This is a genomic window from Paraburkholderia sp. BL10I2N1 (assembly GCF_004361815.1).
Lineage (GTDB): Bacteria > Pseudomonadota > Gammaproteobacteria > Burkholderiales > Burkholderiaceae > Paraburkholderia.
On record NZ_SNWA01000002.1, the window covers coordinates 3,244,035 to 3,267,909 of the forward strand.

18 protein-coding genes and 1 pseudogene are annotated in these 23,875 nt (G+C 61.6%); 9 read left to right on the top strand and 10 right to left on the bottom strand.

Features of this window, described 5'->3' with window-relative positions; translation table 11 throughout:
- Positions 1-244: 244 nt before the first annotated feature.
- A complete protein-coding gene (locus B0G77_RS37045; RefSeq protein WP_133666696.1) occupies positions 245-1,939 on the bottom strand; it encodes a phage integrase family protein in 1,695 nt (564 codons plus the stop codon).
- A gap of 828 nt (positions 1,940-2,767) precedes the next feature.
- Between B0G77_RS37045 and B0G77_RS37050 the strand changes: the two genes are divergently transcribed.
- On the top strand, positions 2,768-4,039 hold the full coding sequence (locus B0G77_RS37050; RefSeq protein ID WP_133666697.1) for a hypothetical protein: 1,272 nt from the start codon (positions 2,768-2,770) through the stop codon (positions 4,037-4,039).
- A gap of 445 nt (positions 4,040-4,484) precedes the next feature.
- Here B0G77_RS37050 and B0G77_RS37055 read toward each other — a convergent pair whose 3' ends face one another.
- A complete protein-coding gene (locus B0G77_RS37055) occupies positions 4,485-5,687 on the bottom strand; it encodes a restriction endonuclease (RefSeq protein ID WP_133666698.1) in 1,203 nt (400 codons plus the stop codon).
- Positions 5,688-6,211: 524 nt separating this feature from the next.
- Between B0G77_RS37055 and B0G77_RS37060 the strand changes: the two genes are divergently transcribed.
- A complete protein-coding gene (locus B0G77_RS37060) occupies positions 6,212-7,513 on the top strand; it encodes an SH3 domain-containing protein (protein ID WP_166656336.1) in 1,302 nt (433 codons plus the stop codon).
- A 277-nt stretch (positions 7,514-7,790) separates the two neighbouring features.
- Here B0G77_RS37060 and B0G77_RS37065 read toward each other — a convergent pair whose 3' ends face one another.
- From B0G77_RS37065 to B0G77_RS37075, 3 genes are all read right to left on the bottom strand, one after another.
- On the bottom strand, positions 7,791-9,185 hold the full coding sequence (locus tag B0G77_RS37065) for an NRAMP family divalent metal transporter (protein ID WP_243751360.1): 1,395 nt from the start codon (positions 9,183-9,185) through the stop codon (positions 7,791-7,793).
- A gap of 238 nt (positions 9,186-9,423) precedes the next feature.
- Positions 9,424-10,287 (bottom strand): class I SAM-dependent methyltransferase, encoded by an 864-nt coding sequence (locus B0G77_RS37070; RefSeq protein ID WP_026226061.1) that lies wholly within the window; start codon positions 10,285-10,287, stop codon positions 9,424-9,426.
- A 95-nt stretch (positions 10,288-10,382) separates the two neighbouring features.
- Positions 10,383-11,276 (bottom strand): NAD(P)/FAD-dependent oxidoreductase, encoded by an 894-nt coding sequence (locus tag B0G77_RS37075; protein ID WP_133666700.1) that lies wholly within the window; start codon positions 11,274-11,276, stop codon positions 10,383-10,385.
- A 285-nt stretch (positions 11,277-11,561) separates the two neighbouring features.
- On the opposite strand from B0G77_RS37075, the gene B0G77_RS37080 reads away from it, so the two are divergent.
- Positions 11,562-12,194, top strand: a complete 633-nt coding sequence (locus B0G77_RS37080; RefSeq protein ID WP_018421953.1) for a TetR/AcrR family transcriptional regulator — start codon at positions 11,562-11,564, stop codon at positions 12,192-12,194.
- Positions 12,188-12,303 (top strand): annotated as a pseudogene (locus B0G77_RS37085) (IS5/IS1182 family transposase); the annotation flags it as partial. The gene B0G77_RS37080 and the pseudogene B0G77_RS37085, both read left to right, overlap by 7 nt.
- Positions 12,304-12,867: 564 nt before the next feature.
- On the opposite strand, the gene B0G77_RS37090 reads toward B0G77_RS37085, so the two are convergent.
- The 3 genes from B0G77_RS37090 to B0G77_RS43640 form a co-directional block, all read right to left on the bottom strand.
- Positions 12,868-14,517: a tyrosine-type recombinase/integrase gene (locus tag B0G77_RS37090; protein WP_133666701.1), complete on the bottom strand. Its 1,650-nt coding sequence runs from the start codon at positions 14,515-14,517 to the stop codon at positions 12,868-12,870.
- Entirely contained in the window at positions 14,514-15,584 is a 1,071-nt protein-coding gene (locus B0G77_RS37095) for a DNA-binding protein (RefSeq protein ID WP_133666702.1), read from the bottom strand. Before B0G77_RS37095 ends, B0G77_RS37090 begins: the two co-directional genes overlap by 4 nt.
- Before the next feature lie 262 nt (positions 15,585-15,846).
- Positions 15,847-16,230: a helix-turn-helix transcriptional regulator gene (locus B0G77_RS43640; RefSeq protein WP_166656337.1), complete on the bottom strand. Its 384-nt coding sequence runs from the start codon at positions 16,228-16,230 to the stop codon at positions 15,847-15,849.
- A gap of 307 nt (positions 16,231-16,537) precedes the next feature.
- Here B0G77_RS43640 and B0G77_RS37105 point away from each other — a divergent pair, with 307 nt between their 5' ends.
- The 5 genes from B0G77_RS37105 (at position 16,538) to B0G77_RS37125 (ending at position 19,566) form a co-directional block, all read left to right on the top strand.
- Positions 16,538-17,023 carry a hypothetical protein gene (locus tag B0G77_RS37105; protein WP_133666704.1) on the top strand — a complete coding sequence of 162 codons (486 nt, stop codon included), beginning with the start codon at positions 16,538-16,540 and terminating at the stop codon, positions 17,021-17,023.
- Positions 17,024-17,027: 4 nt separating this feature from the next.
- Positions 17,028-17,813, top strand: coding sequence for a metallophosphoesterase (locus B0G77_RS37110; protein ID WP_133666705.1), 786 nt, complete (start codon positions 17,028-17,030; stop codon positions 17,811-17,813).
- Positions 17,814-18,071: 258 nt separating this feature from the next.
- Positions 18,072-18,467 carry a hypothetical protein gene (locus tag B0G77_RS37115; protein ID WP_133666706.1) on the top strand — a complete coding sequence of 132 codons (396 nt, stop codon included), beginning with the start codon at positions 18,072-18,074 and terminating at the stop codon, positions 18,465-18,467.
- A 160-nt stretch (positions 18,468-18,627) separates the two neighbouring features.
- The gene (locus B0G77_RS37120; RefSeq protein WP_243751361.1) at positions 18,628-19,014 is read left to right on the top strand and encodes a hypothetical protein; all 387 of its coding nucleotides are present in this window, start codon (positions 18,628-18,630) and stop codon (positions 19,012-19,014) included.
- Positions 19,015-19,017: 3 nt separating this feature from the next.
- The gene (locus B0G77_RS37125) at positions 19,018-19,566 is read left to right on the top strand and encodes an MbcA/ParS/Xre antitoxin family protein (RefSeq protein ID WP_133666707.1); all 549 of its coding nucleotides are present in this window, start codon (positions 19,018-19,020) and stop codon (positions 19,564-19,566) included.
- 406 nt (positions 19,567-19,972) lie between these two features.
- On the opposite strand, the gene B0G77_RS37130 is transcribed toward B0G77_RS37125, so the two are convergent.
- A protein-coding gene (locus B0G77_RS37130; RefSeq protein ID WP_243751304.1) for an IS3 family transposase occupies positions 19,973-21,549 on the bottom strand; the annotation gives its coding sequence in 2 pieces (ribosomal slippage) (positions 19,973-21,090 and positions 21,090-21,549; 1,578 coding nt in all).
- 658 nt (positions 21,550-22,207) lie between these two features.
- Positions 22,208-23,791 carry an IS66 family transposase gene (locus tag B0G77_RS37135; protein WP_133666708.1) on the bottom strand — a complete coding sequence of 528 codons (1,584 nt, stop codon included), beginning with the start codon at positions 23,789-23,791 and terminating at the stop codon, positions 22,208-22,210.
- Positions 23,792-23,875 lie beyond the last annotated feature (84 nt).

The following is a 23,875-nucleotide window of genomic DNA, read 5'->3' on the forward strand; positions in this document are numbered from 1 at the left end:
TGCGGCGTATTCCGATATCTGTGTGTTCAAGCCATCTGCTAAAGTCTGCTGCAATGCGCACTTGCCGATGCAGGGAATACGCACTGTATCCCTGTTCACTCAGCGCTCTTGCAAACGAGGCGAGAAGCGTCGCAAGTGGCCCCTCAGGTGGTCGTGAAAGGACCGCCTGATCATGGATGACGTACTTCACGTTGAGCTCCTTCCCCGATGTTGGGGTGCAGTGGAAAGGAGCCCCAGACTATCTCTATCTGGCTTCGCCCATTGCCCTCGAAAAGAGCAGCATCCCGGGCTTACAAGACATAGTCCGGCAGGGAACATAGTGCCGCAGCCAGTGCGGGCTCGCATTACGAAGCTTTGCGGCGAGCGACGGATTGCGTGTCTCCACATGGTCCGCCGCCTCCTGGAAAAACTCACCCATCACCTGGCGTAGCCGCGCCGGACAGATGCCGGTCCTGCTCGGCGTGTCGCGCGTACCACGCCGGCCTGTTTCCTGATTGGTAACGAGCGTCGCCACCAGTGGCGTGGATGGTGCCCACCGGGCCCGCGTCACCGGCAGGTGTCGTGACTTCAGGTAGTGCCGCAGCGCGTCACGCGCGAGCGGCGGCAGCGCCACGCGTCCCGGTTTCGCGCCCTTGCCGGTTACCGCAAGCCACCACGTGCCGCGCCCCTCCAACTCGATGTCACCGAGCGTCGCCGCGACGAATTCGTGTGCGCGTGGCCCCGTGGCATAGCCGAAATCGAGCACGAAGCGCAGGCGCTGCGCAGCCAGCGCCGTCCAGCCCCGACGTTCTAGCCGGTCCGCAAACGCCCGCACGGTCTTCCACTCGCGGCCATCGAGCGCATGCGCCGCGTCGAACGGGGTACGCGGGCGGCCACCGCGCACCGTCACTCCCGCAAACGGATTGACGACGACGTAGTGCTGGTCGACCAGCCACGCAAAGAGCGCGCGCAGGACGGCCAGCGCGTAGGCGACGGAGCGCGGAGACAGTCCCCGCACGAACGGGCGCCACGCGGGCGAGGTGCGCGGGCAGGGTGGACCGACCCAGCGCGCAGCGCCCGCCGGACGCCGCAGGAAGGCACGGTAGGCGGTCGCGTCCTCGGTGGTCAGCGACGAGAGTGGCAGGCGGCGCTCGACGACGGCCCACAGCAGCAAGCGCTCGGCCTCGCGCCGGTAGGCGCGTGCCGTATGCGCCGATTCGTGCAGCGCGAGCCACGCCGCAATCGCTTCGGCATCGTTCGTGGCCGCGAGGCCGCACGTCTCGCGCGGGGCGCGATAGCGACCCTGCGAACCGTCGAGCGCCGCGGGCAGTGACGCGAGGGACCAGACCGGGACTAACTGCCCCGTGCCCGGACTGGCTGTCATGACCTGCGCGGCGCGCCGCGTGAGTTCCGGGTGTGCGTCAAGCCACGCCGTGACCGCCTGGGCACCGGTTGTCCCAAGCCCCGGCATCCGTTTCCACCAGCGGCGCAGGCGTGGCACGAAGAGCAGCAGTTCCGCGAGCGTGCCGATTCCGGCGGCGTCGAGTGCCCGCGCCGTGCGCGGGGCGAGCCAGCGGGCAACAGCATCCGCCGGCTGCGGCGCGGCGACGGCGGTGGCGCGCAGCGCGTCGAGCGCAGCCACGACCCGCGCGGCGCACTGCGTGCGCCCGGCAGCCGGCTGCGTGAAGAGTGGAATGAGATCGTCGCGCTGGCGCACGCGGGCGCAGGCGATGAGCTGGCGGCGGAGGCGGGCGATCAGGCCGCGCGAGGACTGGCCGTCGACCCGCACGTGAGCGAGGTAGTGCGTGACCGCCTCACGCGCGGTGAGCCCCTCGTACCACGCGCGCAGCGCGGCGAGCGCGGCCAGGCCGGGCAGGTCGGGTGGGTCGGTCAGCGCGGCGGGCGTTTCACGCGAAGGCCGGCATCCCGGCCGCGCGCGGGGGACAGGGGCGGTTTTCATGGAAACAGTTTAGGTCGCGCGGAAGGTACTTGCGATAAGGCGATTTATCGCAAGAGCCGTATTAGCTGGCAGGGTAGTGAGGCGCCGTGCTCGCTCCCGGGCCCTTCGGTCACGCGCTGCGGTGTCGGCCTGCACGCTGCCTGCATAAGGGTTGGATCACGTTGCCAACGTTCGGCGAAAGCGCATGAGCGTCTCAAAGTCGGCCATTGCGGACGTTCATGACCTCTCTCTGGAAAGGCGGCTGATCGCCGTGATCCGGCCGTTTGTAGCCAACCGATCGAAACTGACGGTCTGGGCATGTGGTACCCTCGTGCTCCATGTTCAGACTCCTGGTGGTTTTATTATGTCGGGGACGCGGCATTCCGAAAAAACCGGAAAAGCTGGCGAGTTTAGCAACGGAGGCCCCTCTCACACTCGTTCGAATGATAAGTCTTTGAATCAAAAATAAATTCATCAACTTCGATTTTTGTGGCTTACAAAGCGACTATCGATTTAATGCAGCGAATTCTTAAGCCGGGTAGGATCACGGACACCGCATATACGCTGCTTGCGCGAACGGTTACCTCTTTCGATAGCTACCGTCAAATGATTGATCCGCGAGTGGGGGACGCGCGCGAAATACACGCGAGGATCGCGCGTTGGGGTTCAGGAACGCCGCTTGACATATTCGGAGACTCGATCACACTGGATAAAGTACTTGCTGCGGGAAAGAAGACCCAAGCCTAGTACGCTGAGACTTCGGATTTCACTCGACTTTCATAGAAAGTAAGCCCCGGAAAGGGGGCGACCCGACATCAAAAAATAGAATTGCTTTTGCAGACATCTAAGATGACGAAATCCAATCCACAAACCCCGCAATTCAAAAAAGAAGCACCCAGAGCCTTGATCTGGGCGCTCATCGCAGGGATCGGCTTCATCGTCGCAATCCTCATTGTTATTAGCGTTGAAACTCTGACAAGCAAGGAAAGCACTCTGCTGGGGACGCTTCTTACCCTACTTGCGGTCGGTATCGGCTGGGGCATCTCTCACTACTATGCTTCAATGGACAAGGCGCAGGCAGTGACTGAGGTTCGCGAGTTCGAGCAGAGGAATCTTAGAACATACGCGCTCAAGGCTGCAGAAAAAGTCACAAATCTATCAAAGGAACTAAGCAGGCTTTCGACTTACTTGCAGGAAGAACTGCAGTACACTGAATATCAAAGCGCCGAGGAGGAGCTGTTTGCAAAAGAGGAACGGATTGAAAGCGCCATCCATATTCTGGGCTCCCTTCGATCTATCAACGACACAAGCTTAAGCGATTGGCAAGGAGTAATTGGCGCGGAGTTGGACGAGCAAAGACAAACGGAAGAAGTGCGAGCCGAGGCCCTCGGCGAACTTACAGATCGGCTCGCAACCCTTGAGCGCGCGTCAGCCGAAAATGTTCCCGTAACAGAGGACCTTGAGATAAAGGCGCTTAAGCGCGAAGTCAGGGCTCTTGCCGCAGACATCAACGGAATCTCGTTCCGCCCCAAAAAAGTCCGTCTACCCTACCGAGAAGTGGTCGCACCTTGTCCTGTCTGCAACGTAGATGTGAGCTTCCGGCTTCGTGAGCGAGACGGAGAAATTAAAGCCGTTCAGTGCAAGCACTGTGAGTCGAACCTTATCGCTGAGTACCGTGAAGATAAGGGCATTATCCTACGCCAGCGGCAAGAGATTCCTGAACCCATACATTGTCCAGAGTGCAACTTCCCTTTCACCGTTGATCTGGATGAATGGCCGTCGGCGTCCTCGAATACCGCATGCCCCCAATGCCAAGAAGTAATTCGAGTATCGCGGGCTGACGCTGGCAAAGACCTTCGTGTCGTGCTTCGACAGCCCAAAGCACTCCAGCCCATTACACCAGAGATCGTCGATCGAGTACGCCAAGCGCTTCCGAAGCAACCTTGGCCAAAAGGAGTACACCAAACAGTGGCTGCGCAGTTGCAACTCAGACCGCAAACCGTTCAAAAGGCAATGCAGCATCTGATCCGCATTGGCGATTGCTCGGATCAGGTCGACGGTGTTTTGTGCACGACTGCTGAAAAGCTTGCGCTAATACGATCGGCTGGGCAGCATCTATGACGCGCGGCGATTTTCCGGTCGGAACCTCGATCTATCTTTGATAAGAATGCCATTGGATAGTGATAGCTATCAGTCGCCGAGGCTCCAATGCACAGGAAGCGATGCGTGTTGCGTGTGCTCGCATCGCAGCCCACAAGCGGTCCAAGACGTCCGAACTCGACTTCGCCGTTCCGCGATCACCGAGCGGCCGGTTATGGTCGAGAGCACCAGTTCAATGAAGGTGTTGTAGAGCTGCCGTTGAAATCTTCGACGAGCTTTCGGACGGCTTTCGTGAATGCGTACGGTCGGCCAATTGCCGCCGTTCACCCTCGCTGTGATAGCGGCATCTAGCCGACCGCTTTGCCCCCCCGAAAGCGGCCAATGCTTGTAGAAAGCTGACTTCGCACGTCGGCTTTGCGAGGAGAGGTCTAGGGTTGACCGCTCAAACAGTTGCGAAGTAGCCTGGTCACGCCCCCGTGAAGGCTTGGGATGTAGATTCCTCCGTATCATTACCGTCCAGACGGAACTGCTCGATGATCCGTTGGTTGTGGTCGTCAAGGTAGGCTTGCAACTCACGGCGCCCTATCAGCCGCACTGATGCAGCGTTGGCGAGTTCGGTGGCTGATCGTGTGAAATATGAGTTTGTGACGACCATGGCGTCATCGCAACCATAAAAGCTCTTCGCAGAGATGGCTTCCTGGACCGCCGAGTTACCAACGTTTCCTGAATAATTTTTCGCCTGAATCACCATCTTTTTGCCGAACTTGCTTACGAACAGGTCTGCGCCTTGGTCACCGCTTAATTTGGTTGCCTCGACATCGTAGCCCGCTGTCTGGAAGATCTGGGCGAGAAATTTCTCAAATTCGTATCCATTCATGGCGTCCACGTGGTACATCGTGACGAACTGATTGGGATCGAAGAACTCCAGTTTCGTTGCCAGCCTCTTGACAAGGATGTCGAAGTTGATCTGTTCGCAGACGTCAAGCCAGGTTTTCACGGTCTGCCAGGGCAAGAGCGGCGTGCCGAATGCCGAGGACGCCTGATCCGCGTACTGTATCTCCGGGTGCCGGATGTTGTTATCCCAGAGGAAATAGAACAACAGGCTGAGATCATCGCGATAGCTCACCCCTGCTTCCGCTATCCTAGACCGGAGAATCTCACGCAGTGAACCCTTGATGTGTCTCGATATCTCGGTGGAGAAACCAAGGTATGCCGAGTTGAACCCGGTCGTCAGCAAAAGTTTGTCCAACAGATGCGGGAGCTCTTCCAGTTCGGTAAAGCCCTTGCGGATCAGAACTTCGCGAAAAAGTTCCCGGTTAGAATATGTTCCATTTTCTCGTGCGCTAGGCGTCTCGGCGTCACTGGGCTCGACGCCCACGTTTCGAACTGTGTGAAAGAAGTTGGCAAAGTAAGGCTTTTTGAGCTCGGAATATTTTCTGAGCACCGCGCGAAGAAGGTCGTTAAGCTGCGCCTGCTCCTTTTTCTTGCCGAGCAGATCTTTCAGAAACCCCTTCGTCTGATACTGGAATTCCGGGTAGAAGGAAGGGTCAAGCGGGACCTGGAGCGCCGCAGGCGCGGGCTGGCCCGATGCTTGGACCGGAGCATTCGTACACCATGGACACTTAGTTTCGAATGATTTGCGTCTGCACGAAGTACATTGGTAGATCACGAATTCTCTCCAGACTGTAAATCTGTTGTTTGGTAGCCATCATCTTGCCAATTAAATCTACACTGCAAACCCTGCAATGTTAGAAAGACGTCTTGCATTAATTGCGTTGCGACCACCTAAGCCCGCATTCGATCCACGCCGAAGCATAACCGCCCGCCCACTTCGCTTCAATCGCAAAGCCGATTTGAAAATCGACAACACACACGGGCTGCTTCGGGGTCGGACGTCGCCGGCCGCGTCGGGCGACGTCCGGCCATTAAGAGTCGCTCAGTCACTTTGAAACCTGCAGTTCGAATGGCGGCTCTCCTCCCGAGACACGAGGTAACAACGAGGGATTGTTCCTTATATCCACAGGACCGGCTGTAGGTGCCGCGCGCGCCGTACGCGTGATGCAGGCATATGGCATCACGACGCGCTAGGTAGAGAAGGAACGACGCCCGTATCTCGGCTAATCCGATAAAATCGACATGCGCCGGAGACTAGGCCTTAAGCGATTCTGTAGAGTGATCCGGGGACGACTCGAAATGGAAAAGGGACCGTTAGATAAAGCGAAGGGACCGGGCGCGGGGCCGATGCCGGAGATGGAGCGGCTCGGACTGGATCCTTCGATAATGCAGTCCGTCAAAGGAATTGATGCAATGCAGACCGCGAGCTGGGCCCAGCAACTTAAAGTGATCGACGCCCTTAAGCTCGAACCCTCGATGACATCTTCCTTCAAGGCGATGGAGGCGCTGAAAGCCGACACCGGCTTACTACAGCAGATCAAGTCGCTCCAGGCTTCCTTCGACAACGGGTTGGGACAGCAGATCAGAGCGCTCCAGGCTTCCTTCGACAACGGATTGGGACAGCAGATCAGAGCGCTCCAAGCTTCCTTCGACAACGGATTGGGACAGCAAATCAGGACGCTTCAGGCTTCCTTCGATACCGGGCGGGAACAGCAGATCAGAGCGATTCAGGACACTTTGGTCACTGGATGGGCTAAGCACCATAAGGCGATTGAGGCTGCTCTCAATCCTGCTTGGGCGCGGCAGCTTAGCGCAATCGACGCGTTCAGATTGGAACCTTCGTTCGTGGCTTCGGCGAAGGCGTTCGAATCCGCTTATGCCGATATGCACGTGAACAAGTGGCTGCAAGATTTGCAGACTGACAAGTTCACCGACTTACTGAGGACATGGAAGGCCGCCAATCCCATCACGGAACTCAGTGAAGTGGTCGAGGCGATGAGGTCGAATGGGCTCGTCGAATCGGCGACCCGTCTGATTGCGACGAATCCCCCGGCACCCGTATCGATGACAGCTGGGGACATCGCTGATGTGCAAGCAATCGTTGACAGGGCCATCGATCGCGCCGCACAGCAGGCAGAAGCCAGGATGGCGCCGTTCGTGAAGACGATTGTTGACGAAATCCAGTCGATGAAGGACTCACGCCTTAAGGCCTTTGTGGTGCTCTTTATCGTCCCAGTTCTAATCAGCGCGATTTACATGATCCTGAATCCCGTCGCCGATTTCTATATAAAACGGGCGCTTGAGGAACACTCCCGCACCGCCTCGCCGCGCGAGGTCAAACAGAACGTCCGCAAGAAAGCCGTGATCTATGCCGCAGATCGGGAACAACTTCAGTCGTTCCGGTTCGTCTTGAAAGAAGAACTGGAAGTACACACCCACCCGTCGAGCAAGTCTCCGGCTGTCGGGAATCTCGCGCTCGGGCAGGTGGTTATGCTGCTCGAGAGGCAGAAAGCGTGGTCTTCCGTCGCGTGGACTGCCGATGACGAGTCACCCGCAGTCCACGGGTGGGTGTACTCGCGCTATGTGAGCAAGATCGTCTAGAGTTATGCGCAAGTCGCGTCGCTGATAGCAGCAACCACTGCATCGCGCTCGTCGCTCTCGCGCAGGTTTTCCCTTTTGAGCGCATTCAACCCGGCGCGGAGCACGACGGTCGGGAAACCATGCCAAGTAGAGTCCGAAGTTCCCGAAAAGGCTGTTCATGCGCCTCGACAACTTCGGGACATAGGGCGGGCAGTTGTATCCCCAAGAACAGTCATTGGTGTTGCGCCAATCTGAAGGCCTGTTCGGGGTCGCTTGCCGCCGATCGTCATCGGGCGGATTAGGAAAACGTTCCGGCAATTCCAGAGTACAAGCCCAGGCCTATCGTAATGGCGATCACCGCTCCGGCCAACATCCCGTAGCCTCCCCTTAGTCGATACGGCTCGGGCAGGCGCCGGGCGAGCAGGTACAGGAAGCCGAGCACGATCGGCAACAGCAGCGCGTTCATCACCTGCACGCCGACGCCCAGCGAGACCAGGTTCGCGCCGGAGCCCGCGATGAACGCGGCGATGATCAACACCGTGGTATAGGTAGCGTAAAACCACGGCGCTTCGCGCGGCGTATGCTCAAGCGCATGCCGGTAGCCCAGTATCTCGCCAAGCGCGCGAGCCGCAGTCAGCGTCACGACGATGGCGGCCACGAGCGCCGCGCCAACCATTCCCATGCCGAACAGTAGCTTGCCGGTCTGCGCGCCAAGGAACGGGGTAAGGGCATCACCGATTTGCTGCACTGTGTCGAGCGGTTTATGCAGGCCGGAACGCGCCAAGGTCGCTGCTGTGACCACCAGCACGGCCGCCATAATCAACTGGGTCAATACCGCGCCGACCGCTGTATCCCAGCGAGCGGCGCGCAGGTCTTCGAGTTCGAGCTCTTTCTCCACCACGGCCGATTGCTGATAGAACACCATCCACGGCATGATCACAGCGCCAATGTTGGCTGACAGCAGGAACAGGTAGTCGTGGTTGCCGAGCGGCATGCTGGCAAGCTCGGCGTGTATGCTCGCAGCATCCGGATCGGCGCGCCAGGCCACCAGCACGAACACCAATTCGAAGGCGCCAAGCAGAATCGCGATCCGCTCCACCGACAGGTATGACCCCGTATACGCCATCCAGGATAGCCCGACGACCGTTAGCGTCAACGTAAGCCAGGACGGAATGCCATACATCAGGCCAACTCCGGCCAACCCGCTCATCTCCGATAACAAGGCACCCAGGCACGCCAGCATCAAGGTGCCTACCGACAGCCACGCCCAACGAGGGCCAAAATGCTGCCTGATCAAATCGCCGTGCCCCTTGCGCGTGACCATGCCAAGGCGAACGGTCAACTCCTGAACGATGAACAAGACCGGAATCAATAGCAGCTGCAGCAGCAATAACCGGTATCCCCATTGGGCGCCACTTTGCGCCGCGGTGATGACGCTACCCGCGTCCGTGTCGGCCAGCATCACGACCAACCCCGGTCCGGCGATGGCGAAAACTCGGATCCACCAGCGCGATTGCGAGGCGAGTGTGGGTGAACTCATCGATTTATTGAGAATGCGATTCATTACTAGAAACGAGATGATCGCGTGCAATAGACGTGGTGTGAATGCGACCGTAAGCCGCAGGGCCAGGGTGCCAAAAGTTGGTTTCTTCCGTGCCGTCGGCCACGGGGCGAAAGCTGTCGCTTGGTTCATGAGGCGTCCACCGGCCGAAGTGAGCCGCGTGCCGCCGATCGCCGTCAGGCAGAGGTCGGCCACAAACTGCCGGTCACATGCGCCGCCGGAAGGCCGCTCAGGCGCCGGCTCTGCTTCGCAACCGGCCATCTGATTGTCGCAAGGCGAGCGCTCGTTCAGCGGCCAGAAGGGACATCAATCTGGCCGGCCAAAGACGCCCTGTTCCACCGAGCGGAGGCATCTCCCCTGTTAATCCCTGTCAGCTTGCCGGATTTCGTGCCATGACGACCCATGCCGCGCCGTTGATCATCACCGACCCCTCGCCGGGGAGGCTCGCGAAGGCGGCACGAACTGCGGCGGAGGCACGGGCGCGGATGTCGTCGGGCTGACCAGCGAGCGCACGCGACAGCGGGCCGACCTCAAGCGTCATCCTCACTGCGTCGTCGATCGCCGCGTCCCGCGTTTCGCCCTCGCCGAATGGGACGGCCGCGTCGAAGGGCGAGATAACGATTTCGGTGAAACCGGCCGCCGTCAGGATGCGCGCCACGTGCTCCCGGTCGCCGAACGAAAACGGGCCGGGCGCTTCGGGATCGGGGAGCGCGCTCGGCGGGACGATGTCCTTGAGCGCGCCCACCGGCAGTCGCATCCAATCGTTCTCGGCCGCACCGCGCCAGCAGACGAAAGCGACCCGGCCGCCCGGCCGGAGCGCGCGTCGCATATGGGCGAATGCCGCTGTCGGATCGGGGAAAAACATCACGCCGAAACGCGAGAACAGAATGTCGAACGCGCCTTCGGGCAGCTCTGCGCTGCTGGCGTCGGCCACCTGAAACAGGGCCGGCGTATCGTGGCGCGCAAGCGCGCGCGCTCGATCGATCAGCGGTTCGGATATGTCCACGCCCAGCACTTGGCCCCCCGCGCCGACGCGAGCGGCCAGAGCCAGACTTGACGCACCCGCGCCGCAGCCGATGTCCAGCACGCGCTCACCCGTCGCGGGCGCGGCGGCTTCGATCGCGGCCTGGCCGAACACCGCCACCAGAGCGTCGAGCCGGGCCTGGTTGGCGACCCAGCGCTCCCCGCTTTGACCATTCCAGTCACCCACCTGATCAGCACTTTGCTTTGCCATGTCATCTCCTTGACTCGACGATCCGCCTTTCGCCGCGTCGATTTACGCCAACCTTTTCGAAGGCGACGACGCAACAAGAGCAGGGATCTGTGCTCTCAAACCACCATCGACTGCTGGGCGAAGATACCCGCCATCGCGCCCTGCGATGAAGCCTGGGTGACCGAGGGCAAGAAGGGCGTGGCGAGGTCGCCAGCGGCGTAGATGCCGGGCATGCTGGTTTGGCGGCGCTCGTCGACTTTGAGGACGATGCCGGTGGGCGTATCGACCGTGGCGAGGCCCAGTGATTCATGTAGGCGTGCGGACGGCTTGTTGCGCGGATGGGCGAACAGGACGTCGACCGCGACATTGCGGCGGGTATCGAGATTGACGGTGTTGATATGGCCCTTGTGATGGGCGATCTCGACGATCCGGCCATCGACGACAGGTATGTTGCGACGCGCCAGATCGACTTGGATATCGGGCGCAATGTCATGACCATCGGCGAAGACAGTCAGCTTGTCCGTCCAATCGCGGAACAGCCTGGCAGACTGGTGCGACTGCGGGCTGGACCAGACGAGGCCCCAATGCTGGCCGGCGACTTCAAAGCCGTCGCAATAGGGGCAGGGCACGATGGACGTGCCCCAGCTTTCGGCAAAGCCCGGAACATCAGGCATCTGGTCGGCGACGCCATAGCTCAGGATCAGGCGGTGCGCCCTCAGGCTTTCGTTATCGTCAGTGACGACGCAGAAATCGTCGATGGCGCCAGACACGCTCTCGGCCTGGGCATTGACCAGCCTGATCGTTGGATAGCGCGTCAACTGCTGCCGCGCCTCGACCAGGATGTCCAGCGGTGGCTTGTGATCGTGGCCGAGCAAGCCATGCGAGTGGCCTGCAAAGCGGTTGCGCGGCCGGCCGGTATCGAGAACCGTGACCTTGCGGCGGGCACGGCCGAGCTGCAGGGCGGCGGCGAGGCCGGCAAAGCTGCCGCCGATGATGATGACGTCATCCATGGTGATGGGCTCCGTGTTGTGATTGGAGGGGTGGGCTGGGCGTGGTGTGCAATATCGTCCAGCGATACGCGCTTGAGACGGTCAGCGAGTAGGGCTTCGGCATTGGCGAGAAAGTTGCTGATGGCTGTATTGATCGGCCCCACAATCCCGCATTCGATATCGCCAGGCGCCCCGGGGAAACCTGATTTGGGCAACTGGTTGAAACCTGTCCTTGGCTTGCACATTTAAGATACTGCGTGGTATCGTAGTGCAAGAATTTGAATACTGTCAAGTACTGGAATTGTTGTGACCGAAAACAGCCAGAGCCGGCGCGGCCGGCCCGCCAACGAGGCGCTTCGCCAAACGATCGTCGACGCCGCCTGCGAACTCTTTGTGGAATTGGGTTTTCAAGCGACGACCATGGACAAGGTCGCGCAGCGGGCGAAGATATCCAAGCTCAGCATCTATCGGCACTTCGAGAACAAGGAGGCGCTGTTCAGCGCGGCCATGGTGGCCCACTGCCATCAATTTGCACCCCAGGCCCTTTCTGAAAGCGTCGACGGTTCAGCCGAAGATCAGCTCATGGCGGTGGGATCATCCCTGCTTCGCACGCTGTTGAGCCCGGACGTCCGCAGTGTCGAAGCCATGGTTTTGGCCGACAAGACGAATCAAAAGTCGTTAAGCAAGCTCCATTACGAAGCCGGGCCCGCCCATGTCATCGCCCAAATCGAGGCCGTGTTGCGTCAGTTGCACGCGAAAGCGATTCTGAACGTACCCGATGCTCTCCGATCCGCCCGCTTGTTTGCCGCGCTTTTCAAAGGATCCGATCTTCTGCTTGTCGCACGCTTCGATGAGGCGAGAGCAGAGGATGACAACGAAATCGAATCCTATTGCCGGTCGGCCGTCGCCATGTTCATCGCCGCGCACGGTGGCATCTAAAGGTGGGCTATCGCGGCTTGATGAAGAACCCGCAGAGTTGCACACGCTGTTCGCTCTAAGCAATCTGTGGATGACGCGCGAACGACTGATGCGCGAGGCCGCTGCATGAGCGCAAAAGCCGCCCGCGCGGGCAGGCAATCGGCGCCTTCCTTATACCGAACGTAGCGCTGCATTCGAGCCAGGTGCCGCACCGCTTCCACCGCATCGGCCCTATGTGGATGGCTCAGTGCGGCAAAACGAGTTCTGAACACCATCCCTAACCTTGCGGGCGCTTCCTTTCGATCTGGTGAACGACAAGCTGATTGCTTATAGAGAAATCAAACTTAAGTTCGAGAGCAATTCGAGGGTCGAGCAAGACGTCATTCTTGCACGGCGTAAGCCGCCTCACCAACTCACGGGTCTAAGCGTCCGCAGAGGCCGATGACTTGTCCCCCAGGCGACGGCACGGAATGACCGTTCCACTCCGATACCTACCCTTAGAACAGAGACTGCTCGACCGGCTGCAACGGGTCGAGAAGACTCACTCGTTAGTAACGGGAGCTGACATTCGCCGGCACCCGTTTGCGAATGTCAGCAAGGCGACGGGCAGCCGCCGCACGCCGTCCGATCAGCGATCGTCGGCTTTGGCCGACGAGCGGCCAGATATCTGAGTACTCTTCGTGTTCGGAGGCTCTCAGCTTGATTGAGGAAAGCTCCCCTCGACGAAATCCCGCAGCTGCGTGAGATCGGTGCGCGCGTACGCGGCCGTCGTCTGCACCGACGCGTGTCCCAATAGGGTCTGCGCGACGGGCAGCGGGACGGCGTGATCGACGACCAGCGTGCGCGCATAGCCGTGCCGCAGCCAGTGCGTCGACGCCGCGTGGATCAGCGCGCGGGTCGCCGTGTCGTCGGCCGGAACCGTTGCTTCCGCCGCCAGCAGCACCGCCTTCACCTCATCGTACAGGCCGCTGTGTCCGAGCGCGTCGCGCTTCTCGCTGTGAACCAGCGGGACCGATTCGAACGGCGCGGGTTCGGCGGGCAGACCCCGCAGAACCCGATAGCCACGCAGCACGGGCGCGCAGCGCGACGGCAGCGGGATCGCCCGGAGCTTGCCGCCCTTGCCGCGTACGTGCAGCGTCCATTGGCCATCTTTCGCGGCAGACGGCCTGTTCGCCGGGTCGCCCGGCGTCGTTGAGTGCGGCTCGACACTCAGGCGCGGCAGACCCTGTTCCGCGGACCACTCGAGTTCGGCCAGCCGCACCCCGGCGAAGCGGTACAGCGACCAGATCGCACAGCGGCGCGCCCAGACGAGGGCAGATACCCCCGGCGGCCGCGCGCCGGCCGTCACCGTGTCGCACAGCGTCAGCACCCGGGCGGGCAGGATCCTCGCTGGTGTCCACGTCATGCGCGCAGCGCCATCACCCGACAGCTCGGCGGCCGGGTTGATCACCAGGTAGCCGGTCTTCTGCCAGTAACGGAACAGGCTTGAGATGACCGCGAGCGTTCGGCGGCGGCTCGCGTCGCTGCGGGACGGCTTGCTCGCACGCGCGGCGTGGGGTCGGGACGGGACCATGGAGGGGGCATCGATGCTGCCCGCGGGGCCGAGCGTGTGCCGGAAGGCGAGCAGGTCGTCGCGCGTCAGGTCGGATAGCGGCCCGCGCCGGTGCGCCTCGCACCAGCCGATCAGGCGGCGCACTTCGGTGCGGTACGCGCGCAAGGTGTGCGGTGAGCGCTGCGCGCGGTCGCGCAGGAACAGCGCGAGGGCCCGGGCGTCGTCGGTGACACCGAGGGAATTGGTGGTCGTCGCGTTCATGAAGCGGCCGGCGCGCGTGAGCCACGCGCGCAGCGCTGCCGGATCGCTACCATGCTTCGAGACCAGGGCGGCCAGTGACACCGTGTCAGCGACCCCGGTACTGGCGGGTTGGGTCAGTGCCTCAGCGGACGGGATGACCCCGTCACTCTCACTGCCTGCGCTCACGCCGGTCCGGTCCGTGTTGTTCACTGTTCCGTCGGGCAGGTAACGGAACCGGCGGCGGTGCGCGTGCAGCGCACGGGCGAGCACGGCATCGGGTGAGGGCGCTGCGGCGGCGGCCGCGAGATGCAGGCGCCCCTGTGTCCAGTATTCGATCGCGGCATCGTGCTCCAGCAGCAGCGCGAACACGGCGGGATGCGCGTGCTTCGCGTCGGCAAGCGACGGCGCAGCGCGTTTCAGGTCGGCGAGGGTCCAGCGGCGGTAGACCGCGTGACCCAGTGCCTCCTCAAGATAGGCGAGCGCGGCGTCCACGCCGGGCGGCAGCCGCTGCGGTGGCCGGACGCCCGCATCGATCCAGTCGGCGGGCGTCATGATGACGGGTCTTTACGTGAACGGGATGAGCGGGATCCTGGGCGCGGTGCAGCGGCCACCGCGGCGGCGTGGCCGGAGCTCACGTGCCGTGGGGGCTTGTGCCGGGCGGGTTGTTTCTGCACGGCGGACTGCGTTGCGTGCGCCGCTGGCAGTGCCTGAAGGGCCTGCAGCGCCTGCAGTGCATGGCGCTGTTCGGCGACCACGGTTGCGAGTGCCGCGGCCTCGGCGGCTGCCTGCCGGTGCGCGTCGCGTCCGGTCGCGAGCTCGTCGAGCAGCCGCTCGCGCAGACCCTCGAGCGCGGTGAGCCGGGTCTGGGCGTCGGCGAGCTGCGTCGTGAGCCGCTCGCGTTCGGCGGCGAGCGCATGCCGTTGGTGCTCGGTCTCCTGCAGCAGGCGCTTCGACAGACCGTCGTAGCGGGTCCGCACATCGGCCAGTTCCTTCGTGTGGGTGTGTCGGAGGGCCTCGAGCGTGTCGCGCGCGGTATCGAGCCGCGCCTGCAGCGCCGCCGCGTCGGCGCTCAGGGTCTGCGCGCGCTCGGTCGCGTGGCGGCTGCTGGCGCGTAATTCGATCAGTTCGGCGTCGCGGGCGGTGAGCCGCTCGCGCAGCTCGCCGAGCTCGAGGCGCAGCATTTCGCTGCGCACATCCGCGTCGTGTCGCGCGGTGTCGGCCTCCGCCGCCGCCTGTCGCGCGTGCTGTTGCAGCCGGACGACGTCATCGAGCTGCACGCCGACGGCCGCGGCCCACAGGGCGCGCATCTGTTCGGCGATCGCGACGGGCAGACCGGGCAGCGCAATGTCCGCCATGCCCGCCTGCACGAGCTCCGCCTCGAGGTCGTTCAGCGCGCGCGACAGCAACGCTGGGTCGCCGGCGCCGAGGCGCGCGCGCAGGCGCCGCACCGACACCGCGCGGCGGAAGCGCTCGCGCGTCACGGGCGCGGCGGGGACAGCCGGTGAGGCCGGCGAGGGCGGCGAGGCCGACGCGGTGGGTGCAGCGTCGCCCGCTTCGGCGAGCATCGCGAGCACGGTCGCGCGGATCTGGTCGGCGGTGACGGCGGCGGGACGGGCCATGGCGGGACTCCGGAGCCCGGTGGAAGGAACTGGGCGCTCACTGCAGTCTAGTTCACGGCCGGGATTACGCACGCACCGGACGTCAGGAAACCGTTTTTCGTGCGGGAATGGCGGCAATTGCGGTGATAAACCTCCTTATCACCGGAAAGCGTCGCGCGGCGCCGGCGGGACTGACGTGCAATTCTTGGGTGATGGAGGCTGACTGACGGCGCCAGCACGCGGCGGAGGGTCGCTTCGTCCTGCGGCGGGCGGTCGTCGGGGTTCAACCGCGCGGTTTGCTGCGGCGCGCTGCCCGCGCCGGTGTCCGCGCGAGGCGCCCGCACAACTGCTTGAGCCAGCGCCGGACCCAGACGCGGTCGGTCGGGCTGAGCGACGCTAGCATCTCTACGATGTCGCCAGCCACCTGCCTGGACCTGCTGGACGGGGACATGAAGAGGCTGTTGACTTCAACCCCGTAGAGCGAGGACAGGGCAACGAGTCGCGCTGGCGATGGCCAGGACTTGCCCGTTTCAATCCGGCTGATGGTCTGTTTGTCGAGATCGAGAATTTCCGCGACTTCTTCCTGCGTCTTTCCAGCTTCAAGACGCGCATTGGCCAGCGCCTGCCCTACCTGAACCGTAAATTCTTCTTCTGCGCGCGAAGCCACCGGGTGAACACCTTTGGTTGTTGATCGACGTGGAATCGTCGCTGTGTTCGCGTAATCTGGTAACATCGCCAAACGCCTACAATGTAGGCAAAATATGCCTATATCGAACTGGTGGTTCGAGGTGCGGCCTGTGTGCTCACTGAAGTTGCGTAACGATGACTCGGCCAGCCCGTGTGTGGCAGCGCGGGCCCATGCATGCACGGTCACCCGGCATGCCCATCGTGGCCGGGCCGTCATGCCATTTCATGTATCCCAACGCATCGCGTGTCGCGCCGGTTTTTCAGCCTGTCGTTGAAAGAGTGAGTGTATGTTTCTGATTTCTGAGCAGAACCTTCTGCCGGCATGGCCCGGAGTGACGTTGTCGGCTGTTGCCGAGATGGCGGGTTGCGGGGACGTGCTCATCCTGCAATTTGCCGCTGGAAAACGCGACCTGCCCCGGGTTGTCATGGTGGAATTCGCCTCTGGTGCCGCGAAGACGCTGCTACAACTGACGGCAGACGGCCAGATCGTGCGGGGCGCGGCAGTGCTGAGCGCGAAGCCGCACAAGGACTCGGCACAATGGAGTCTGCAGCCGCTGAGCGAAATTCACATCGGCGCAACGGCAGCCTATGACGAGGACCATCCGCTGGTGTCGTTTGCGCGATTCACGACAGCAGCGGGTGAGGAATTCTCGATGCCTGTCGGTATCGCGGAGAAACACTCCCTCGGAAAGCGCATTTACCCGTCCACGCCGGCGCGTTCGTCGAAGGCTGGTCGCCGGAAACCGACGGTTGATGTCGCAGGTATGAGCTGACGGCATGCGTATCCAGATCGCCTCGGATCTGCATCTGGAGATCGTGCACCAGAGTTTTCCGGGTCACAACCCCGTCAGGCTGACGAATGCGGACGTGCTGGTGCTCGCGGGCGACATTGCGAAAGGGGCCGATGCGGTTGAGCCGTTTGCGCGCTGGCCGGTGCCCGTCATCTACGTGCATGGCAACCATGAAGCGTATGGCACGGAGTACGACACGCTTGCCAACTCCATCCGGATGCGCGCGGCCGGTACTGCGATTCATTACCTTGAGCGCGACACGTTTGTCATGGGTCATGTGCGGTTTCTCGGTTGTTGCCTCTGGACAGACTATGCGCTCAGTGGCGTGCGCGACCGGAGTATGGCGCTGGCCGGGCGGATGCTGCATGACCATCGTGTGATCCGCGTCGGCGACGGCACACGTTTTCGGCCGGAGCACGCGCTGGCGGAGCACGAAAAGACAGTGAAGTGGCTGCGGACCGAGCTGGCAAAGCCCTTCGACGGGCGCACGGTCGTCGTAACCCATCACGGCGTTGCTCCGCCGTCGGTGCATCCGCGCTATGCGAACGACCCGGTCAACGCTGCATTCGTGAGTGACCTGCGACCTGTGCTCGAGCTGGCCGACGTGTGGATTCACGGTCACGTGCATGACTCGTTCGATTATCGCGTTGGCCAGTCGCGGGTGATTGCCAACCCGCGTGGCTATGCGACGAACCGTCTGATGGCGGGTGCGCCGACCGACCTGGAATGGGAAAACCCGGCGTTTGATCCGGCGCTGATGATCGAGTTGTGAGCAGCTGTGCCGTGGCGCGCTGAGGCGGCGCAAACGTCTGGCGATGCGCATGGGCGCTGCCGCGAGGAGATCGCCTGCAAAAAAATGGTTGACCCCCAGGACTACGGACTCGAGGGAGCATCCCGACATGGAGCGCGCTTGACCAGGGCGAACCGGCGAAAAAGACGGCGACAGTCATTGCCGCCTGACGAGAGCAGCGCACAGTTACGGGCGCGCCTGAAGGCCTTTGCGCTCGCCACGCGTAACACAGGAACAGCGATGCCTACAGCCCTGCACAGTCTTCAGGTTCAGCGGGAAGACACGATACTGAAAATACTGGCCGAGGGCGAGTGGATCGGGGCAGACACCGTTCCCGCGGACGTAGCCGGATGGCAGCAACGCGGCTGGATCTTTGGCGTGGAAGCTGAAGGTCAGCGGTACTTTGCCCGATACCAGTTCGATGATCGTGATCAGCCGCTGCCGGTCATCAGGGAGATTCTGGCGGAGCTCGGACCCGCCACGGACCCGTGGACAATTGCCGCCTGGTTTCACTTTCCCAACGGCTGGATTGTGGAGGAGGGTGGTACCGCCCCGATCGCGCCCAAGGATGCGCTTGATCACCACGTTGCGGTCGTTGATGCCGCACGCCGGTTCCGCGGAACATTTGAAGCATAACCATGGACGAATTTCCCGACCCGACAGGACCTTTCCGACCGGAAACTGTCCGGTTCGGGCATTCCCGATCAAGGGTGCGCTTACGCGCAAGACTGGTTCGACTTTCTCAACGGTCATCGCTGGTGCCAGGATGCAGGTGTCAGCTCGATCTGATGGGCACATGTCCGAACGCGCGACCGCCGCGTGGCAGAAAAAGGCTTATGTCATTGACGACGCGGATTGCGTCCAGTATCTGAAGCGACTGCCCGTGACACGTGGCGCGTCGGCTAAACGCCCGCAAAAGGAACAGCGATTTATGAGCAGCAAGGACCGCATCCGGTATCAGGCGAAAGAGGACGATCAGCCCGGCTGGGATCTTTACGCCGAGATTTTTGAGCCAGAGGACGTCGTGTATCTGGAACTTGACGGTGTAGCCGCTGAAGTCACGATGCTCGGGAACCTGGAGCGCGGGCCGGGCACGGTGCTGTTGCGCCTGCCGGTCGCCACCGCGAAGCAGCTCGGTCTCGTGCCTCCGGGGTGGAAAAAGTCGGGCTGGGAAAGGGAGTAGGTCATGCGCGAATACCGTGACAGGATGGTGCAGGAGATCGCCGCCTGCACATGCGACCGCTGCAGCCAGCGCATGTCGCCCGATGATGACCAGGGGGAGTGGTATGAAAAAGTGTCGCTCGACTGGCGCGGCGGTTTTGGCTCGGTTTTTGGCGACGGTGCCCATCTGAGCATTGACCTTTGTCAGCAGTGTCTCCGCGATACGCTCGGGTCATGGCTGCGGGTCGATCCGCCGTCCGCAACGGATAACGTGATTGAAGCCTTGAAGGGCGTCGTTTCCCGACCCGACGTGCGGGTAACTGTGGACCAGATGAATCCATTGCTGTTCGGCGAGCAAGACGAGTCCCGTGGCACGTTACTCCTTGCGACACGTCTCGCGAAAATAGTCGCGCAGGCGATAGCCGTCTTCCGGGAGCAGGATAAGGCGATCCGGTGGCTGGTCATGCCGCACAGGCAGTTTGCCGGCCGAACTGCGCTCGAAATGGCGAAGACCGAGGATGACGCACGGCTGGTTGAGGAAGCGCTGGTGCGGATTGACGAAGGGTACGGATAGCAAAAGGCCGGACTTTGGGGGCGCGACTGCAGAACTTGTTGCCCGATTGCGCATGCGCACATCGCCTGAAGCCGACGATCATCCGATGCGATAACTTGTATGTTGTCGCTGGGCATCCCCTTGAGCAAGCCTTTTCGCCGCGCAGTTTCGGACGCAACCGGAAAAACGTCTTTAGCCCCGACATCCGGCTGACCGGTGCGCTCGGGTTGCGCTCACTGAGCTATCAAGCCACCAAGCGGCCGGTGGCATCGTGCGAGCCTGCGAATGGCTGATCAAGGTTCCGTTGCTGAACGCGTACAGTCGGCCAATTTCAGCCGTTCACCCACTGGTTCAGGCGGACGCTCGGACGTCCGCATCACCAAGGTAGCGGTAAATTTCAAGCTAGATGTCGCCTCAACGATTAAATTTAGGCGGCTTTTTGCTCCTGTCGGTGGTCGCGTTTGATGGGTTCGAAGTTGTCTGTCTGATCGGGATTCAGGTGGACTGTGTGTACGCGCTTCCAGTTTCGCGTGGGGCCTTTCCATCGTAGCGGATTGCGCTGCTTTGCCGCCTCGTAGAGCGTCGCGCGGCGATCGAGGACCTGCTGGTCGAGGTTGGCGTGCCGTTGGGCAGGCGTGACGAAACGGATCGCGCTGTGACGATGTTCGTGGTTATACCAGCGCACCAGCCCCGTGACCCAGGCGCGCGCGGCAAACAGCGTGTCGAACGCCTGCAGAGGATAGGCCGGCCGGTACTTCAGTGTTTTGAACAACGATTCCGAGAACGGGTTGTCGTTGCTCACGCCCGGTCGACTCAATGACGGCATGACGCCCAGAGCCTGCAGGGTGGCGAGCATCGTGGCACCCTTCATTGGGCCGCCGTTATCCGAATGCAGAATCACCTGGCCCGGTTTGATTGCTTCCCGCGCACATAGATCCTTCAGGAGCTCGCTGGCCTGGGCGCTGCTCTCTTCGGCGTAGACCTGCCAGCCGACGACCATCCTGCTGAACACGTCCATGAACAGATAGAGATAGAAATACTGCCCGCGAACTGTCGTCGGCAGGTAAGTAATATCCCAGCTGAACAACTGATTGGGCCCGTCGGCACATACTGCGCGAGGCTTGCTGCGGGCGCGGGCTGGTCGTTCACTGCGCCGATGAGCAAGCTGTTTCTCTTCACGCAGCACCCGGTAGAACGTCGATTCAGAGGCGATGTAGCGGCCCTGGTCGGCCAGGCGAGGCACGATTTGGCTCGGTGGCAGATGGCCGAATTCGACAGAGTTGGCCACCGCCAGTAGTTCAGCGCGCTCATCGGTCGACAGCTTGTGAACAGCATCATGATGGCGTAAGGTGCGCCCATCCACTGCTTCAGGACCGCCGCCTTGCCAGCGTTGCACGGTGCGCGCGCTTAGCCCGAGCACGGCACATGCGCGTGCCTGACGAGCCCCGGCTGTGGTCGCCTCACCGATCAGCTCCCGCAATGTCGCGCGCTCTTCGGGGGAGCTCATTCGTCCTCGTCCCCGAACAGCGCCTGATACTTTTTTGAAAGTACCAGCAACGCGGCCGCCTCCGCTAAAGCCTTTTCCTTGCGTTTCAGTTCGCGCTGCAGTTGCGCATTGGCCTGTTTCAGCTCGCGCAGCTCTGGAGCGTTTGCACGTGCGCTGCCTGAGGTGCCGGCCGAGCAGAACTGGGCGCGCCACTGGTCCAGGTGATGGGCAAACAGACCCCGTTCACGGCACCACGCGTTCAGTGCCTCGTCGCTCAGTCCATGGCTCTGCTGCAAGGCCAGCAGGCGCTCTTCCAAAGACCAGTCTTCCGGGCGCCGTGCATCGACTGGCCCCGGGTTGCGGTTTGCGGCGTTAGACACGCGGATCCACTTCCTCAAGGTTAATACGTTCATGTTCAGTTCCGAGGCAACCGTTCCTACGGACCGGTTGCCTCGTTGCAGGACCTTTGCCAGCGCCTGCTCCCTGAATTCGACAGAATACGTCCGTTTGGCATTCAACCTGCACCTCTGAGTTCTTCAAATTAAGAAAATTCAGAGGCGACATCTAGTGTGACGCAGGGGGGTAGCGGACCTTCACCCTCCCGATTACAGGCGCGCAGTCATCGGCCAATCCGACCCGCGCGCCAGAAACAAATGCGACGGCCACAAGTCTATTTTCGCGCCTGGCCTACAGGCACGTTCGAACCTATCCGACCCGGTCGACGTCTCAATAGCGAACATTCGAAAATTGAGCTAGAAGTTACAGGCGGATTGACTGAACAATTTCGGAGCACCCGCTGTTACACGACCGCAATTATCGCCGTACCAAGGCGGTCGAGATAGTTCAGAGCGTCGTGGACCAAGGCGACGCTTATGGGCCATCTAGCTGGCGGATTGGTAGGGTCTATATCAGCTTCATGTGCAATCTTGTTGCGTCGATCCACGATCAGCATCAACTCTGCCTTTAGGTCCCGCTTCGGGATGTTCAGATGGGCACTTAGCGCATCCCAAAGCGGGACTGATGATATCAATCGAACTGCATCAGCGATCTTTTCTGGTTGCTGGAATGTAAGCGCGCGATCTAGCACACCGAGCGCGCATCGACGCGCGAAGGCGAACGGGTATGCGAGAGCAAATCGATCGATAGAGGTTTTGCGAGGTGGCGACCGAATCAAGCTCAACGCGCTGCTGTTTCTGTGAGCTTCGCGTAGTTGAACGGTAAGAGGTCAGTCACGTCGGCATGCGGTTCGCGCTTCGGTAGTTCGGTGAGCACGTGCACAAGGTAGGCGTAGGGTTCGACGTTGCAGGCCCTGCAGGTCAGCATAAGACTGTAGATCATGGCGCTTGCCTTCGCGCCGGCAACCGTGTCACTGAACAGCCATGAATTTCTGCCGGTACAGAATGGACGGATGTCTCGCTCGATGACGTTATTGTCGATGGGGGCCAGCCCGTCGCTCACGTAGCGACGCAGATACGCCCACTGGTTGCGCGTGTATGAGATCGCCTTGCCCAGCAGACTTTCTGGCAGGACTTGCGGGGCCTGGTCGTCCAGCCACTTTCTGAATGCTTCGAGTAGTGGCACGCTGTGCTGCTGACGCAGGCGATATGTGTAGTCAGCGCGTGTCTCGCCTTCGGGTAGATCGGCTTTGGTGAGCGTTTCGACCTGATACAGCGCCTTGAAGTATTCGAGCGCCTGCGCGGCACGGCCGCCCGGTTTCTTCATCCCCTTGAGCGCATCAACGAAGGCGCGACGGGCGTGAGCCAGGCAGCCGAAGTGGGTGGGGCCTTCGAGCGTGCGCCAGGCGGCATATCCATCCGTCATCAGCAGGCCTTGATAGCCCGCGAGGAACGCCTGCGGATATTCCTGCCCGCGCCCCGGCTGGTAGTCGAACAGCACGACCGGCTGCGTGCTGTCTTCGGCACTGCGATACGTCCACATGTACGAGGTGCTCTGCGCAGCACGGCCCGGTTCCTTGAGTACCTGAACCGTCGTCTCGTCACCGTGAATCAACGACTGCGCCAGCAGCGTCCTGCGTAGGGCCTCATAGAGCCGGCTATAGTGCAGCTCGGCGGGCCGGATGATCCAGTTGGCCAGTGTGCCGCGTCCAACTTCAATGTCGGCGCGCCCCAATGCGTTTGCCATCCGGTATAGCGGTGTTCCGTCAACATACTTGCCAGCAGTCACGGTGGCGATCATCGCCGCACTGGCGTTGCTGCCCGGCAATGGCTGCGGCGGCATCGGTGCGGTGATCACCGGCGTGCGTTCGGCGTGGCGCTCGCAATGCCGACACGCGTACTTGAAACGCACGTGCTGCAACACCGACGCCTTCGCCTCGATATGCAACTGCTCGCTGACCTCTTCTCCCATACGGTGAAGCTCGTGTGCGCAGCACGGACATATCTTCTGGTCATCAGGCAGGTCGTATTCGATGCGCTGACGTGGCAGATCCGCCGGCAGCGGTTTGCGTCCAGGACTGCGCCGTACCGGTTCCGGCGCATCCGGAAGGCCAGTATCGGGCAGTGTGAAGGTGTTGTCAGCGACGTCCTCGTCATGCGCTTCGGTGGCAGCGATCTGCTCAGCCTCGTCGAACACACGATCGCGTAGCTTCTCACTGCTCGGGGCGAAGCGTTTGCTCAGCGCCAGGCGGAACTGCTCCTCCAGCTGGGCAATGCGTTCGCCCAGTTGACGATTGCTTGACTCAAGTTCACGAATATAGGCCTGGGCGGCCGGCGGCAACCGGGAGAAGTCATCTTCATTCATGCTCCCAGGATAGCCGAAAGCAACGCGCTACAGGTTTACGGAGATTTGTAACCGTTCCTCGTTGCGTATTGACCTGCATGCCGG

Excerpts from the sequence above, each read along its gene's own strand:
- B0G77_RS37065 (WP_243751360.1), bottom strand. The coding sequence starts at position 9,185 with ATGAACCAAGCGACAGCTTTCGCCCCGTGGCCGACGGCACGGAAGAAA.
- B0G77_RS37075 (WP_133666700.1), bottom strand. The coding sequence starts at position 11,276 with ATGGATGACGTCATCATCATCGGCGGCAGCTTTGCCGGCCTCGCCGCC.
- B0G77_RS37115 (WP_133666706.1), top strand. The coding sequence starts at position 18,072 with ATGCCTACAGCCCTGCACAGTCTTCAGGTTCAGCGGGAAGACACGATA.
- B0G77_RS37060 (WP_166656336.1), top strand. The coding sequence starts at position 6,212 with ATGGAAAAGGGACCGTTAGATAAAGCGAAGGGACCGGGCGCGGGGCCG.
- B0G77_RS37105 (WP_133666704.1), top strand. The coding sequence starts at position 16,538 with ATGTTTCTGATTTCTGAGCAGAACCTTCTGCCGGCATGGCCCGGAGTG.
- B0G77_RS37095 (WP_133666702.1), bottom strand. The coding sequence starts at position 15,584 with ATGGCCCGTCCCGCCGCCGTCACCGCCGACCAGATCCGCGCGACCGTG.
- B0G77_RS37120 (WP_243751361.1), top strand. The coding sequence starts at position 18,628 with ATGTCCGAACGCGCGACCGCCGCGTGGCAGAAAAAGGCTTATGTCATT.
- B0G77_RS37125 (WP_133666707.1), top strand. The coding sequence starts at position 19,018 with ATGCGCGAATACCGTGACAGGATGGTGCAGGAGATCGCCGCCTGCACA.
- B0G77_RS37135 (WP_133666708.1), bottom strand. The coding sequence starts at position 23,791 with ATGAATGAAGATGACTTCTCCCGGTTGCCGCCGGCCGCCCAGGCCTAT.
- B0G77_RS37110 (WP_133666705.1), top strand. The coding sequence starts at position 17,028 with ATGCGTATCCAGATCGCCTCGGATCTGCATCTGGAGATCGTGCACCAG.
- B0G77_RS37045 (WP_133666696.1), bottom strand. The coding sequence starts at position 1,939 with ATGAAAACCGCCCCTGTCCCCCGCGCGCGGCCGGGATGCCGGCCTTCG.
- B0G77_RS37050 (WP_133666697.1), top strand. The coding sequence starts at position 2,768 with ATGACGAAATCCAATCCACAAACCCCGCAATTCAAAAAAGAAGCACCC.
- B0G77_RS37090 (WP_133666701.1), bottom strand. The coding sequence starts at position 14,517 with ATGACGCCCGCCGACTGGATCGATGCGGGCGTCCGGCCACCGCAGCGG.
- B0G77_RS37070 (WP_026226061.1), bottom strand. The coding sequence starts at position 10,287 with ATGGCAAAGCAAAGTGCTGATCAGGTGGGTGACTGGAATGGTCAAAGC.